Annotated in this window: 12 protein-coding genes and 1 pseudogene; 8 read left to right on the forward strand and 5 right to left on the reverse strand. The window is 43.9% G+C overall.

The annotated features are described in order from the left end of the window. Positions 1 to 6: 6 nt before the first annotated feature. From AC5SXE_RS01885 to AC5SXE_RS01900, 4 genes are all read right to left on the reverse strand, one after another. On the reverse strand, positions 7 to 237 hold the full coding sequence (locus AC5SXE_RS01885) for a MoaD/ThiS family protein (protein WP_303882317.1): 231 nt from the start codon (positions 235 to 237) through the stop codon (positions 7 to 9). After that, a complete protein-coding gene (locus AC5SXE_RS01890; RefSeq protein ID WP_493916440.1) occupies positions 219 to 2102 on the reverse strand; it encodes an aldehyde ferredoxin oxidoreductase family protein in 1884 nt (627 codons plus the stop codon). The genes AC5SXE_RS01885 and AC5SXE_RS01890 overlap by 19 nt, the downstream gene beginning before the upstream one ends. Positions 2103 to 2194: 92 nt before the next feature. After that, a complete protein-coding gene (gene lysA / locus AC5SXE_RS01895) occupies positions 2195 to 3472 on the reverse strand; it encodes a diaminopimelate decarboxylase (protein ID WP_493916441.1) in 1278 nt (425 codons plus the stop codon). Between the two features lie 71 nt (positions 3473 to 3543). After that, the gene (locus AC5SXE_RS01900) at positions 3544 to 4896 is read right to left on the reverse strand and encodes a chloride channel protein (RefSeq protein WP_493916442.1); all 1353 of its coding nucleotides are present in this window, start codon (positions 4894 to 4896) and stop codon (positions 3544 to 3546) included. 82 nt (positions 4897 to 4978) lie between these two features. Here AC5SXE_RS01900 and AC5SXE_RS01905 point away from each other — a divergent pair, with 82 nt between their 5' ends. Beyond that, complete coding sequence (locus AC5SXE_RS01905) at positions 4979 to 5458, forward strand: methylglyoxal synthase (protein WP_310848560.1); 480 nt, start codon at positions 4979 to 4981, stop codon at positions 5456 to 5458. Positions 5459 to 5463: 5 nt separating this feature from the next. Beyond that, a complete protein-coding gene (gene tsaA / locus AC5SXE_RS01910) occupies positions 5464 to 5889 on the forward strand; it encodes a tRNA (N6-threonylcarbamoyladenosine(37)-N6)-methyltransferase TrmO (protein ID WP_493916443.1) in 426 nt (141 codons plus the stop codon). Here tsaA and ppdK read toward each other — a convergent pair. After that, complete coding sequence (gene ppdK / locus AC5SXE_RS01915; protein ID WP_493916444.1) at positions 5886 to 8552, reverse strand: pyruvate, phosphate dikinase; 2667 nt, start codon at positions 8550 to 8552, stop codon at positions 5886 to 5888. The genes tsaA and ppdK overlap by 4 nt on opposite strands. Before the next feature lie 431 nt (positions 8553 to 8983). On the opposite strand from ppdK, the gene AC5SXE_RS01920 reads away from it, so the two are divergent. The 6 genes and pseudogenes from AC5SXE_RS01920 to AC5SXE_RS01945 all read left to right on the forward strand — a co-directional run bounded on the left by AC5SXE_RS01920 (position 8984) and on the right by AC5SXE_RS01945 (position 13968). Then, positions 8984 to 9469 carry a ferritin-like domain-containing protein gene (locus AC5SXE_RS01920; protein WP_493916445.1) on the forward strand — a complete coding sequence of 162 codons (486 nt, stop codon included), beginning with the start codon at positions 8984 to 8986 and terminating at the stop codon, positions 9467 to 9469. A 107-nt stretch (positions 9470 to 9576) separates the two neighbouring features. Then, positions 9577 to 10745 (forward strand): annotated as a pseudogene (locus AC5SXE_RS01925) (ABC transporter substrate-binding protein). Next, positions 10746 to 11600, forward strand: coding sequence for a branched-chain amino acid ABC transporter permease (locus AC5SXE_RS01930; protein ID WP_310848548.1), 855 nt, complete (start codon positions 10746 to 10748; stop codon positions 11598 to 11600). A 4-nt stretch (positions 11601 to 11604) separates the two neighbouring features. Continuing rightward, complete coding sequence (locus tag AC5SXE_RS01935; RefSeq protein ID WP_310848546.1) at positions 11605 to 12507, forward strand: branched-chain amino acid ABC transporter permease; 903 nt, start codon at positions 11605 to 11607, stop codon at positions 12505 to 12507. Beyond that, entirely contained in the window at positions 12456 to 13271 is an 816-nt protein-coding gene (locus tag AC5SXE_RS01940; RefSeq protein WP_493916446.1) for an ABC transporter ATP-binding protein, read from the forward strand. Before AC5SXE_RS01935 ends, AC5SXE_RS01940 begins: the two co-directional genes overlap by 52 nt. Continuing rightward, on the forward strand, positions 13240 to 13968 hold the full coding sequence (locus AC5SXE_RS01945) for an ABC transporter ATP-binding protein (protein ID WP_493916447.1): 729 nt from the start codon (positions 13240 to 13242) through the stop codon (positions 13966 to 13968). Before AC5SXE_RS01940 ends, AC5SXE_RS01945 begins: the two co-directional genes overlap by 32 nt. Positions 13969 to 13979: the final 11 nt, after the last annotated feature.

A 13979-nucleotide genomic window follows, 5' to 3' on the forward strand; every position in this document is an offset into this window, starting at 1 on the left:
ATCTTTTTAACCTCCCCCTAAAGGAGGAAAAATTCGTACCTCATCATCGGGGTTCACCAAATCATCCATGGAGATAAAATCTGATTTACAAATTGCAAACCCCACTTCTTCCCTTGAAACGTCAATTTTATCCAACAAATCCCCCAAGGGGAAAGGAGAATCCAACTTTATCTCGCGTTCGATTAATTTATTGCCCTTGAATATGATCACTTTAGCCATTACCCTTCGACCAACCACTCAAGCCCTAACTCCAACAATTTTTCTTTGGTCGGAATTCCATTTTCTGTCCAACCCATCATGCCATAGTAAAGCTGCAAAGCTTGCATAAAATCTTCTTTAGGGAGAAAACTGCCCTTAAGGGCGCCATTTTTAAGAGGGCCATGTAATCTTTCCGGAACAATATCATCTTTAGCATCGAAACCTTCCCTCGCATTAAAAATCCTGGCCAATGCTAAAGCCCGTTCTCCTACTTTCATGACTTCAAATACGCTCGTCTTCCATCCTGTAAAAGCATTCAAAGCATTGATTACATCATCTATAGACATCGAACTTCTTGGCACTGGGACGAAATCGCATATGCCCGCGGCGTTAAAAAAGCTCCACCACATCGAAAGATAGGCAAAGGTCCGGACCTTTAAGGGAGAAAATTTGGTGGGTTTTTCCGGCTCAAGTATCCCCAAGGGCATTATCTCCTTAAAACTAAATTGATCCTTTGAAGCTATCATTGTATCGTGGGCGGCAACCATATGATCTGCACCCTTTTCAGAGAGAGCATAAGCTAGTCCAACGGAATATTTCCCCCTGGGATCGTGCATTGGAAGTTCTTGCCCCTTTACGGTTAAAACAAACCGTTCCGATCCCCTTCCTATGATCTCCGAAGCTCTTTTACTCCCTTCAGCTAAAACGTTGCCGAAGCCTTCTCTTTTTGCTATCTTTTCTATCGTGGTAAGAAGCGCCTCTTTGTTGCCAAAGACCAACTCTATACCGTCAGTATCTTCCTTGGTCAATATATTGGCCTCGAAACACTCCATCGCAAAAGCTATGGTCATCCCCGTGCTTATGGTATCAAGGGTGTATTCGTTACACATTTGATTTGCCTTGGCTATTGCTTCGATGTCGTCAATTAGGCACAGAGATCCAAAGGATGCTAACGTCTCGTATTCAGGCCCTCCAAAACGAGGCTCTACGGAGTAACGCTCGGATTTAACCGCCCGCTTGCATCTTACGGGACAGGCGTAACAACCCTCCCTTGCGACTAATATCTTTTCGTTCATCGCTTTAGCGGAGATTGATTCGGCACGGTCAAATTCGCCGTAGTGAAAGTTTTTGGTCGGCAAAATCCCTGCAGCGCTGTTTCCCAAAACAGCTGCAGCCGTGCCGTTTTCGTAAAGTCCCCTGGTCAAAGGACTTTCCATCACAGTCGCACCAAATTCCTTGGATATTTCTGACATAAGTTGGCGATCCGCTACGGGAATCTGCCTTTTGCCGCGAACAGCAATTGCCTTCAGATTCTTGGAACCCATAACCGCACCTAAGCCGTTTCTCCCGTTAAAATGCTTCAGCTCATTCGTTATGCAAGCAAACCTGACCAGATTTTCTCCGCCAGGTCCTATCTGCGCAACGCGTATTGCTGGATCGTTATGCTCGGCTCTTATAATATCTTGAACTTCGCCGGTCTTTTTTCCCCACAGATGATCGGCGTCGCATATTTTCACATCTCCATCATTTATGTAAATGTAAACCGGCTTGCTTGCTTTGCCTTTGATGACGATGGCATCAAAGCCTGCACGTTTTAATTCCGGCCCCCAAAAACCTCCGGCTTCGGACTGTCCAAAGGCGCATGTCAATGGGGATTTAGCCCCGACTGCGAATCTGCACATACCTCCCAAAGGGGCACCAGTCATCACGCCGGGGGCAAAGACTAACACGTTATCTGGGCTGAAAGGATCTATGCCAGGTTTTAGCATTTTTACCAGATAATAACCAATTAGCCCGGAACCGCCCATGTAAGTGCGATAAAATTCTTCATATATATCTTCAACGTCAAAATCTCCGGACGAAAGATCAACGTGCAGCACTTTGCCGTTATATCCAAAAAGCACTGCAATTCCCCCTTTTTCCACCAATCTACAAAGCGTGCCCGACGATCAGTTTGCCGATAAAACCAGAAACTTGAGTTTTGTACAACAATTTCCTATACATTAAAGATGAACTTTTGTTTAGCCAGCAGATCATCGTGTGTTTCTCTCTCGACCACTAATATGTCTTTCCCTTTATCGACAAAAACAACGGCAGGCTTCGGAAGCATATTATAGTTGCTTGCCATAGAGTAATTATAAGCTCCAGTATTGAAGACTGCTAAAATATCGCCAGGCTTCACATCGCTTGGAACAGCAAGGCCCTCTATTAAAATGTCGCCGCTCTCGCAACATCTGCCAACCACGGTAATTATCTTATCCTTTGACCGCCCCATCTTGTTTGCCACTTCCGCATAATACTTCGCGTCATATAAAGCAGGCCTTGGATTATCTGACATTCCTCCATCGACGCTTACATAGGTAACTGAGCCTGGTATTTCCTTTATGGCTCCTATCGTATACAAGGTAATGCCCGCTTCGCTAACGATCCATCTGCCCGGCTCAATGGCAACAGAGGGCATGGGCAATTCAAACTCCGAACACCTCGCCTTAATCCTCTCCATAATCGGATCTACAAAATAGGATATCGGCTTCGACGTAGTCTTTTCGAAACCTTCAACCCCAAAGCCACCGCCTATGTCAAGCTCTTTTGTTATAAAACCAAAGTCGTCACGCAAATCGCTCATAACCTTAGTGATCACATCTACGGACTCGATATATGGGCGGTAATCTTCTATTTGCGATCCCAGATGAAAATGAAAGCCCATTAAATTTAGGTTCTGCAATGAAAGTGACTTTTTGACCACATAGGGAATGCGTTCCAAGGGAATCCCAAACTTCGATCCCCTGTGGCCGGTTCGTATGTATTTATGGGTTAGAGCTTCCACTTCGGGAGTAACCCTGAGCAAAATTGAAGTCCGCTTGCCCTTCAGGCCCGCTGCTTTGTCTATGATATCTATTTCGCCTTCCCAATCTACCGCTATTCTGCCTACGCCTTGATCCACCGCTATTTCGATTTCTTGGCGAGTCTTGTTGTTGCCATGAAAGATTATCCTTTCAGGCGGAAAGTGGGCCTTCAGAGCCAGATGGAGCTCCCCACCAGAGACCACATCAAGGCCTAAGCCTTCTTTTTCTACTATTTGACACATAGCAAGCGTTAAAAAAGCCTTACCTGCGTAATAAGCACGGGAACCTTCATAGCGCTTTAGGAATTTTTCTCTTATTTCACTGCAACGTCCCTCGATCATGCTTTTAGAAAATACATACAAAGGAGTGCCATATTTCAGTGCCAATCCTACGTAATCGCAACCGTCATAATAAAGATTTGTCTTCATCGCTACTTCATCTCCCTTTATAGCTTATCGGTTAATATTAAGGTTTAAAATCGCGTAATAGCGTAAATACTTTATCCTTTTCGTTTAAGCCTTAAAGCTCTCATGTATCGTGCGAAAAAAAGTTTGGAAGAAAGAAGTTTCACTTTAAATAAATTTTGCCCCCACGAAAGAGGCGAAACCTCAAAAACCTTCGATTTAGGCCTAGATAAAATTTGTGTCGGGTATATACTCCTATGTCCGCTAACGACGAAAGAAACGACACAAGCAATGGCAGCCAAGGGCGTTGCTTGAGGGCCCATTAATTCCATGGCCATAATGCTAGTAGTTATAGGTGTGTTCGCAGCGCCCGCCAGCACTGCCGCTAAGCCCATTGTGCCAAATAAAGCCGAATCCATTCCAATTAATCGTGCCAAAGTTGATCCCGCCGTGGCTCCCACGAAAAGCGTAGGGGTGAGAACTCCTCCGCTTCCTCCACAAGAAAGCGTCACTGCCATGGCAAATGATTTCAAGATGAAAGCAAATAAGGGAACCTGGCCTCCGGACAAAACATCGTATATTGTATCTGTACCTAGACCTAAGTACCTGGTCCCAAAAACTAAAACGACAATCAAAAGTATAAAACCGCCCAAAATGGGTTTCTTCCACCACAATACATTGATTCCTTTAAATTTACTTTCAACATAATGCAGCATCTCAACATGCATGATTGAAACCAATCCAAAGAAAACACCGGCAAGAATCGATAATAATACTACTTTCCAATCTAAGGATATGGCAATAATTTTACCAGTCAAACTTGGAACGCCAAAACTTGAAGCAACAATTCTCGCAATAATGCCGCTTATAAACGAAGGCAACAACACGTCATAAAGCATTTGCCCTACATATAACACCTCGACTCCAAATACAGCACCCGAAATTGGAGTTCCAAGAACCGCCGAAAAGCCGGCCGATATGCCACAGACTACCAACTTTTTCCTGTCGTAGACATCAAGGCGAAGGATCTGGGCTATCCATGACATAAGCCCGCCTCCAATTTGAACGGAGGGCCCCTCCTCGCCTACCGATCCGCCAGATGCCAAAGTAACTACAGTTGCTACAAGCTTTACCGGAACTACCCTCAAAGGGATTAACCCTTGCTTAAAGTGAATTGCCTCTATTACCTTTTCGGTGCCATGCCCTTCTGCCTCAGGAGCCAACTTTTTGATCAAAAAAGCACTTATAAGAAGCCCTAGGGGAAGAAGGGAAAAACGCCATGAAGGCAATCCACTGACAAAGGCGATAGAATTTTCCAAGAGATACAAAAAAAGTGAGACGGCCCCACCTACGACAAGCCCTGCCATGACAGAAAGTATTCCCCATTTTGCTGTAGAGTATAAAAGTATTAATATCTCTTGAAGTTTTTTGCCGCCATTTATACACACTTGACATCACCCAAGGGTGATTATAGCATTTTACATTATGTAGCATTTTATATTATGAAAGCACAAAAAGGAGCTGGGGAGTATGGAGAGAAAGCGGATCGCCTTGGTTGCCCATGATAGCATGAAGGCAGATATGATAGAGTGGGCAGTTTACAATAAAGGAACATTAATAGAACACGATCTCTATTCGACGGGCACGACGGGGTTTTTGCTGGAAAAGGAGCTAGGTGTTACGCTTTTTAAATTTAAATCGGGACCGTTAGGCGGGGATCAGCAATTAGGTGCTCGGATCGCTGAAGGTTTAATCGATATATTGATATTCTTTTGGGATCCCTTAAACATACACCCTCACGATCCGGACGTACGGGCACTCCTTAGAATAGCCGTCGTTTACAATATACCAACGGCTTGCAACAGATCAACCGCTGATTACCTGATTTCCTCGCCATTACTACGAGAAGCTTATACTCCGAAACGCAAGTTTAGCCCCGAAGAATACCAACAAAGGCGAAACATGGAATTTTTAGAAAAAGTAAGATCAAGCGAATTAGGAAGGTCATGACACAAATGTACGATCGATGGGAGATAGTACCTATAGGCGAAGTTGTTTCACCGATCAAAGAGCCCATCAGTCCTGACTTATTTCACAACATCAGATGCACCATAAAGATATATCCTGAATTTGCGGAAGGACTGCTTGGCCTCGAGGAAGGAAAAGATATTTTGGTCCTCTTTTTATTTCATTTGAACATCGGAAAAGCTCATCTTTTAGTGCACCCGCGAGGAGACACCTCGAAGCCCTTACGAGGGGTATTTGCCACATGTTCCCCTACAAGGCCAAACTCCATAGGAACAAACAGATGCCGTCTAATTGCCCTCAATGGCTTGGACCTGGATCTTGTAGGATTGGAGGCAATAGACGGCACCCCTGTTATCGACATTAAACCCTTTTCGTGCTTAGATCCGCGCTACGATCTAAACTTGAAACTTTAATTTAATAATCCCAATGACGCATGTGCAGCGGACAGACGCGCTACAGGTATACGCATGGACGAACAGCTAACATAATCGAGCCCTACAGAGTTACAAAAGGCGATACTGGAGGGATCCCCGCCATGTTCGCCACATATGCCAAGTTCGAGATCTTTTTTGACGCCTCTGCCCCCTTCAACCGCTATCTTCATCAACGTCCCTACGCCTTTGCGGTCTATAGTCCGGAATGGGTCGTCCATAAATATCCCTAACTGTACATAAGCAGCTAAAAATCTACCCTCTGCATCATCGCGGGATACGCCAAGAGTCGTTTGAGTAAGATCGTTGGTGCCGAAACTGAAGAAATCGGCATACTCGGCAATCTCATCGGCAACGATCGCCGCTCTGGGGAGCTCAATCATGGTCCCTATTTTGCAATGCAAATTCATTCCAAAGAATCCTGCTGTTTCGGCAACTACCTTCTCTATATTTGCACGAAGCATACACATCTCTTGCCCTGTTGCCACTAAAGGAACCATTATCTTCACGTTCACGTCAATTCCCTGCTTAACTAGTTCGCATGCAGCCTCAGCAATGGCCTTTACCTGAGCTTCGTATATTTCAGGATACAACACCCCCACACGACAGCCCCTAAAGCCTAACATGGGATTGCTTTCTTTCAATGCTTCAGCCCTCTTTAAAAGGAGTTCAAGTTTTTTTGCCTCGTCGGATTCTCCCTTTCCTTCCGCCCGAAGAAGATCAAGCTTTTTGGTCACTTCATGTTCTTTGGGCAAAAATTCATTTAATGGAGGATCCAGCAGCCTAACAATGACGGGGAGTCCGGACATCACCTTGAAAATTTCCATGAAATCGCCCTTTTGCAGTTTCACAAGCTTATCTAAAGCATCTACCCTATCTTCTTTCTGTTCAGCAATGATGACTTGTTGCATAATGAGTAGGCAGTCGGCCTCTCGGAACATATGTTCCGTTCGACACAACCCTATTCCCTTGGCTCCAAGCTCCCGCGCCTGTCTTGCCTCTTCGGGGGTATCGGAATTAGCCCATACTTGTAATCTGGCGAATTTATCGGCCATTTTCAGAAATTCATGAAGGTATTTCTCGTGCAAGGAAGGCTCGACCAATGGCGCTTCGCCTAAATAAATATTTCCGCTTGTGCCATCAATCGTGATGACGGTATCTTTATTGACGACATGCTCTCCAATTGTAAACCTTTCATCGATCATATCAATGCTTATAGCCTCACAACCTACTATACAAGGTATTCCCAACGAACGGGCAACGAGAGCAGCGTGACTTGTTTGACCACCTCTACTGGTAAGTAGTCCAACTGCCCTTGAAAGGCCGTGAATATCTTCAGGCGTCGTCTCGGGCCTTACAAGTATTATCGGTTCCCCCTTTTTGCCGCGCTCTTCCGCTTCATCCACATCAAAAACTACCTTGCCAACGGCAGCTCCGGGCGATGCAGCGATGCCATTAGCGATGGGACACAACTGAACGGACGGATCAACCTGGCGGTGAAGCAACTGTTCTATTTCCTTTGGAGTTACCCTGGTCACAGCAGTTTGCTCGTCAATAATGCCCTCGTTTACCATATCGGCGGCAACCTTTACTGCTGCTTTTGCCGTGCGCTTTCCGCTTCTCGTCTGCAGAATGAAAAGCTTACCCCTTTCTACTGTAAATTCAATATCCTGCATATCTCTAAAGTGCTTTTCAAGCAGTTCAGCCACCCTTGCAAGTTCATTATAAAGCTCCAAATTGACTTCTTTAAGCAATGAAATAGGCTGTGGCGTCCTTATGCCAGCCACCACATCTTCTCCTTGAGCATTGATCAAAAATTCTCCGAAAAGTTTTTTCTCACCAGTCGAGGGATTGCGGGTGAAAAGAACCCCCGTGCCGCAATCTTCACCCAAGTTTCCAAAGACCATTTCCATAACTGTCACCGCGGTCCCCAAGTCGTCCGGTATATTGGCGATCTTTCTATATGTGACAGCCCTTTTATTATTCCAGCTTTTAAACACCGCTTCTATGGCCATTTTTAACTGAACCCAGGGATCTTGAGGGAAGGGCTTTCCCACTTTTTCTTTCACAATGCCCTTAAATTTACTCACCATTTCTTGTAGCTCTTCTGCAGGTATCTGGTAATCGTATGTAACATCCAGCCTTTGTTTAACTTCGTGTAAAGCATCTTCAAAGGCATCAAGTTCGATGTCTAAAACTACATTTGCGAACATCTGGATAAACCTTCTGTAGCAATCATAGGCAAATCGCAAATCTTTAGAATTATCAGCTAGGGCCTTGACAGTTTTGTCATTTAAACCGAGATTTAATATGGTATCCATCATCCCGGGCATCGAAACGGGCGCTCCCGAACGAACTGATACCAAAAGTGGATTTTCGCTGCCACCGAAAATTTTTCCACTGATGTGCTCAAGATAGTGCATGTGCTCAATAACCTTGGGCCATAAGACATCAAGCCACTTTGAACCTTCTTTCATGTAAGCACGACAGGCCTCCGTAGAAATGATGAACCCATTTGGCACTGGCAAGCCCAGCATCTTCATTTCAGCTAAATTTGCTCCCTTACCGCCAAGAAGGGCTACCATGCCGGCATTACCCTCGTCAAAGCGAAATACATATTTGACTCCAGCTCTTACAACACTCATCTTTCAAAACCTCCCCGCAGATTGTTTATCTGCATATCACATTAACGATTTATCTCTCAAATCTCTCATCATCTATTTTTTATTTTACATAGTATACCACTATTTGCCGATTCTATACAGCGCCTGTGTGAAAATGGCAGCACTATGGCTCGTGATTGGCATTTAAGTACTTAAAACTATAGTAGCTTTTCCATCTTGGCAGATATTTTTGTGCGGTTTTCAATAGCTCTCTGTCGTGAGATTGCCATAGGTTAACTATTCGCTATATAGCAGTTGCGTGCTTTATGGTACAAACTTTCACAAGCCCCCCCGGTTTGTAAATTATCATGCTCCTAATTTGTCTGCTGAGAATAGCTTATTGTTCAAACGGGATATTTAAGTTAGAATAGTCCTGTAAAATCATCAAAAACTTCTCAAAGGAGGGAGCGTAAATGGCACAAAAGACAAGAGAGTTAGTTGGAGAACATGTTGATAAGCTGATAGAGTTGCTAAATAAAGCTTATGCCGATGAGCTAATAGCCTATTTTTATTACAAGACGGCAGCTATTTTGGTCAAAGGAATTCACGCTAAAACTGTAGCTGATCAGCTGGAAGAAATTGCCAAGGAAGAATTAGAACACTCAGAAGAATTAGCCGAACGCATTATCCAACTTGGAGGAGAACCCATAGATGACTGGGACGCTATAACTAAAAACGCAAATTACCCGAAGATAGAAATACCCGAAGATAGATCCGATTACGTTGGAATATTAAAGTCGGTCCACGTGGCAGAACAGGGAGCCATAGAGGTCTATGCCAACATTATAAACTTTCTACAAACAGAAGTTAAAGATCCTGTCACTTTCCATGTCATTCGCCATATCATGGGCGAGGAAATGCATCACGAAGAAGAAATCGAGACCCTACTGGGAGTGTAGGGAAGATTTTAAAAAGGGGGGTCAGCCCCCCTTTTTTGTTGTTGTATTAACTAATGCGATGTAAGATTTATTAATAATTTAAATCTCAGGTCAAAGAGGTGGGTAAAATGAGAAGATTTTTCAGTATAGCTGCTATAGCAATTATTTCTATTTGCGGGCTATTATCCATTAGTGCTTACGCTCAAGAGACCGTCAAAGTAGGTTTTATAGCGCCTTTGACCGGTTTTGCAGCTGCCGATGGATATAGCTCACTGGAAAGCGCAAAACTAGCCGTTGATTATGTCAATGAACATGGCGGAATTAAAGGGAAAAAATTGGAACTCGTATCCTATGACGATGCCTGTCAGCCTGACCAAGCTTCGGCGTTAACGCGAAAGCTAATCGAAAATGACAAGGTTGCAGTAATGATAAGCGGTTCCTATTCTTCGCCAAGTCGTGCAGCAGCAGTCATTTGCCAGCAAGCTAAAGTACCTTTCACTTCCACTTATGCAGTACATCCCAGTATAGTCGAGGCAGGAGAATATTGTCACAGAATTGGAATGGCCGCTCCCATTCAAGGCAGAACTGGCGGATATTTCGCAGTAAGAGAGCTTGGGGCAAAGCGCATCGCCCTACTTATCATGAACAACGATTTCGGAGTATCTCTCGCCGAAGCTTTGAAGGAAACCGCAATTAAGCTTGGCGCTCAAATAGTATATGAAAAAAATACCCCTTAGGGGAGACCGAGTTTAGAAATTACCTAAATGCCATCAAGGCAGCCGATCCCGATTTGATCTATGCGCCCGGATATTATAACGAAGCTGCAAACATTGTACCTCAAGCAAGGGAAATCGGATTAAAGTGCTGGCTGATGGGCGATGAGGGATACGATTCTCCAAAGTTCATCGAACTGGCAGGAGCAACAGCTAATGGAGTATTTATAACGACTGACCTAAACAGAGACAGCGATAGGCCAATGACTCAATACTTCCTCAAAAATTACAAGGAGCGGACAAATATAGACGCGGATATGGTCGGAGCCTCTGCTTTCGACGCAGTTATGTTAGTTTCCCACATCCTAAATAAAGTTGGAACCGATGCGAACAAGATAATTGAATATTGGGATACAATTGAGAATTTCGAGGACTGCTCAACAGGACCAATACTAATGTTCCAAAACAGGTCTGCTATAAGGCCAATGGATATTCAGATCGTTTTAAACAATCAATTTAGGTATTTTTACAGATATTATGAGCCTGAGGTCATTTATCTTAATCCGCCGTCCGAGGGGAAATAAATGCTCCAAGTCTTAGTAGATGCAATCGTTTTGGGATGTTCCTACGCGCTTATGGCCGTAGGCCTTAACATGGTCTACGGCCTTTTGAGGATCATTCATGTGGCACACGCTGCTCTTTACACTTTAGGAGCTTACATCGGACTTTATTGTTTATATCATTTTTCCTCATCCTTATGGCTTTCTTTGATATTTGGTGCCATATTCTCTGCCTTGATCGGGACATTAATGTATAGGATAATTTACAACCCTGTGCTTACTGCGCCAAGATATGTGCCTCTAATTGCTGGCGCGGGAGTTTTTATAGCGTCACAAGAAATATTCAGGTTGTTAGCGGGACCGTATCCATACCCCTTTAATGCGAGTTTTAAGTTTCTATCCCTAACGCACTCTCATTTAAGGATAACAGAGACACAAATGCTAATAATAACTTTTATGATAGGTGCTTTTTTATGTTTGTACTTGGTCATAAATAATACTAATCTTGGGATGATGTGGCGGGCGTGCACCCAAGATATGGAACTGGCCGCTTCATCGGGCATAAACGTGAATCTCATCATAGCAGTTAATTTCATGATAGGTTCAGCCTTGGCAGGATCTGCAGGAGTTTTAATGGCTTTGTATCGAAATTCGGTCTTTCCAACGATGGGTGCTATGGTTTCCTATAAAGCTTTTGTCGTCGTGGTGCTTGGGGGTTTTGGCAGCATTCCAGGAGCAGCCATTGCAGGTATTCTTTTGGCAGTTGCAGAAAGCTTGCTCGGGATGGTCCCTCTTTTTAATTTGCCACGGGAAGCAATAGCATTCTTAGTGATGGTCCTAGTGCTAATGTTCAAGCCAAAAGGATTGTTTGGGAGATGATGCTATGACTTTCGGATATATTCTTTCCATTTGCACCTTTGCCAGTATATACGCAATCCTGATCTTGGGTTTAAACATTTTAACAGGTTATACAAAGCAGGTATCGTTAGGACATGCTGCGTTTTTCGCCATAGGCGCCTACACGCAGGCGCTTTTAGTTACCAAAGCCGGACTAACCTTCTGGAGTGCTCTCCCCTTGTCCATAGCTTTATCTATGGCAATAGGGGTTATCATGGGACTGCCGAGCCTTCGTGTCTCTGACGATTTCCTTGTCTTGACCACTATAGGGCTCAATTTTATCGTAATGGGAATAACCGAGTACTTCGATTTTTTCGGTGGCGCCATGGGTATCATAGGGATTACGATGCCCACACTTTGGGGTCGTCCCATAAGCACGTCGGGATATTTCACGATCACTGTGTTTTTCCTCATGTTAGCCCTTTGCGTCAGCTATCTTTTTTCAAAAACTTGGGGAAGGCTTGCCATGGAAGCCACGGGAGAGGACGAAGAGGCTGCTCAATCCCTTGGTATCAATACTGCTCTTTATAAAATATACGCATTTGCTTTAAGTTCAACCTTTACTGGCTTAGCCGGTGTTCTTTGGGCACATAGCATAGGATCGGTATTCCCCAGAAATTTTTCCTTCGAGATGTCGGTGCTCTTTTTATCCATGTTGGTATTCGGAGGTCTTGGAACTATAAGGGGAGCAATATTTGGAGCCTTCTTTTTGTACTTATTGCCCGAATGCTTCAGGTTCATAGAAAATTATAGAATGTTAGTTTACGGAGCGCTGCTCACGATGATCGTCATTTTACAACCGAATGGCATGTTAGGAAGAGGAGGATTGCTTGATAGATGCTTCTCCAAACTCACGAAAAAGAAAGCGGAAAACCAAGGAATTTTGTAGATAAGAATGTCTTGTCTTTAAAAGATGTTAAAAAGCACTTTGAGGGGTTAAAAGCGGTTGATGGTGTTGATATGACCCTAAATGAGACGGAAATTTTAGGATTAATCGGACCGAATGGTGCCGGTAAGACTACACTTTTAAACGTCATAAGCGGCCTTTTAATGCCCAACGAAGGAGAAATAGTATTTAGGGGCATAAACATTACATCTTTACCCGCGTTTAAGAGAGCGAAATTGGGAATAGCCCGTACGTTCCAAATAGCCAAGCCCTTTGGACTATTGACTGTCGAGGAAAACATACTTGTGGGATTAGGATGTAAATTACACGGATCAATTTCGTCTTTATTCCAAAATTGCAGAAAAAAGGAAATCCTCCAAAAAGCACGCGAGATAATCAATCTGATTGGGCTTTATGATTGTAAAGATCGATTGACTTCTTCTTTGCCTATAGGTTTGTTAAGGAAGCTTGAAATTGGCAGAGCTTTGGCAACGGATCCATCGTTGTTGTTGCTGGATGAACCCGCAGCTGGATTGAATAACCAGGAGAGAAATGAGCTTTCAGAGCTAATAAGGGAAATTAGAGAAAAAGGTATTCCTATCATACTTATAGAGCATACTATGAGTTTCGTAATGAATTTGAGCGACAGAATAGTGGTACTTCATAGAGGAAGGAAAATAGCGGAGGGTTCTCCTTCCGATGTCGCAAACGATCCCCTTGTAATTGAGGTATACCTTGGCCGGAAGGGTGGTAAACATGCTTCTTAACCTTCAAGATGTGGAGATAGCTTATGGTCGCATAAAGGTCTTATGGGGCATTTCACTTTGTGTCGGCGAGGGTGAAATCGTTTCTTTAGTAGGAGCCAATGGAGCAGGAAAAAGCACCTTAATAAAGGGGATAATGGGCATAGTACCCTTACGAAAGGGATGCATAAACTTTTTAGGACACGATATTTCTAAAAAACATCCATGGGAGAGAGCAAAAATGGGCATCGCCTATATCCCCGAGGGAGGCAGAGTTTTCCCAGATTTAACCGTTGAGGATAACTTAAAACTAATAGCAAGCCTTTGTAAAAATGAGTTGAACGTGAGAAAACGGCTTGATATGATTTACTCGCTATTCCCGGTCTTGAAGGAAAGGCTAACCCAAAAGGCGGGCACTTTAAGCGGCGGAGAAAGACAAATGCTAGCGATTGGAAGGGCATTAGTGTCAAAGCCCAAACTACTCTTGGTTGACGAAGTTTCCATGGGGCTCATGCCAAAACTTGTATCCAGCGTATTTGAAACATTAAAAGCATTGAAGGACTCAGGTATCAGCATGCTGCTTACGGAGCAAAACGTTTCAGAGGCATTGGCCATATCCGATCGCGGATATGTCTTAGAAAACGGTCGGATCACGTTGAGCGGCAACTCTGAAGAGCTTCTGGAAAATGAGCAGGTAAAGACATCTTTCCTAGGTATATAGGGTTACCCGGG

The organism is Acetomicrobium sp., assembly GCF_059026225.1.

Coding starts and splice junctions, on each gene's coding strand:
- AC5SXE_RS01905 (WP_310848560.1), top strand. CDS start 4,979: ATGGAGAGAAAGCGGATCGCCTTGGTTGCCCATGATAGCATGAAGGCA.
- AC5SXE_RS01940 (WP_493916446.1), top strand. CDS start 12,456: ATGCTTCTCCAAACTCACGAAAAAGAAAGCGGAAAACCAAGGAATTTT.
- AC5SXE_RS01935 (WP_310848546.1), top strand. CDS start 11,605: ATGACTTTCGGATATATTCTTTCCATTTGCACCTTTGCCAGTATATAC.
- lysA (WP_493916441.1), bottom strand. CDS start 3,472: ATGAAGACAAATCTTTATTATGACGGTTGCGATTACGTAGGATTGGCA.
- AC5SXE_RS01930 (WP_310848548.1), top strand. CDS start 10,746: ATGCTCCAAGTCTTAGTAGATGCAATCGTTTTGGGATGTTCCTACGCG.
- AC5SXE_RS01920 (WP_493916445.1), top strand. CDS start 8,984: ATGGCACAAAAGACAAGAGAGTTAGTTGGAGAACATGTTGATAAGCTG.
- ppdK (WP_493916444.1), bottom strand. CDS start 8,552: ATGAGTGTTGTAAGAGCTGGAGTCAAATATGTATTTCGCTTTGACGAG.
- tsaA (WP_493916443.1), top strand. CDS start 5,464: ATGTACGATCGATGGGAGATAGTACCTATAGGCGAAGTTGTTTCACCG.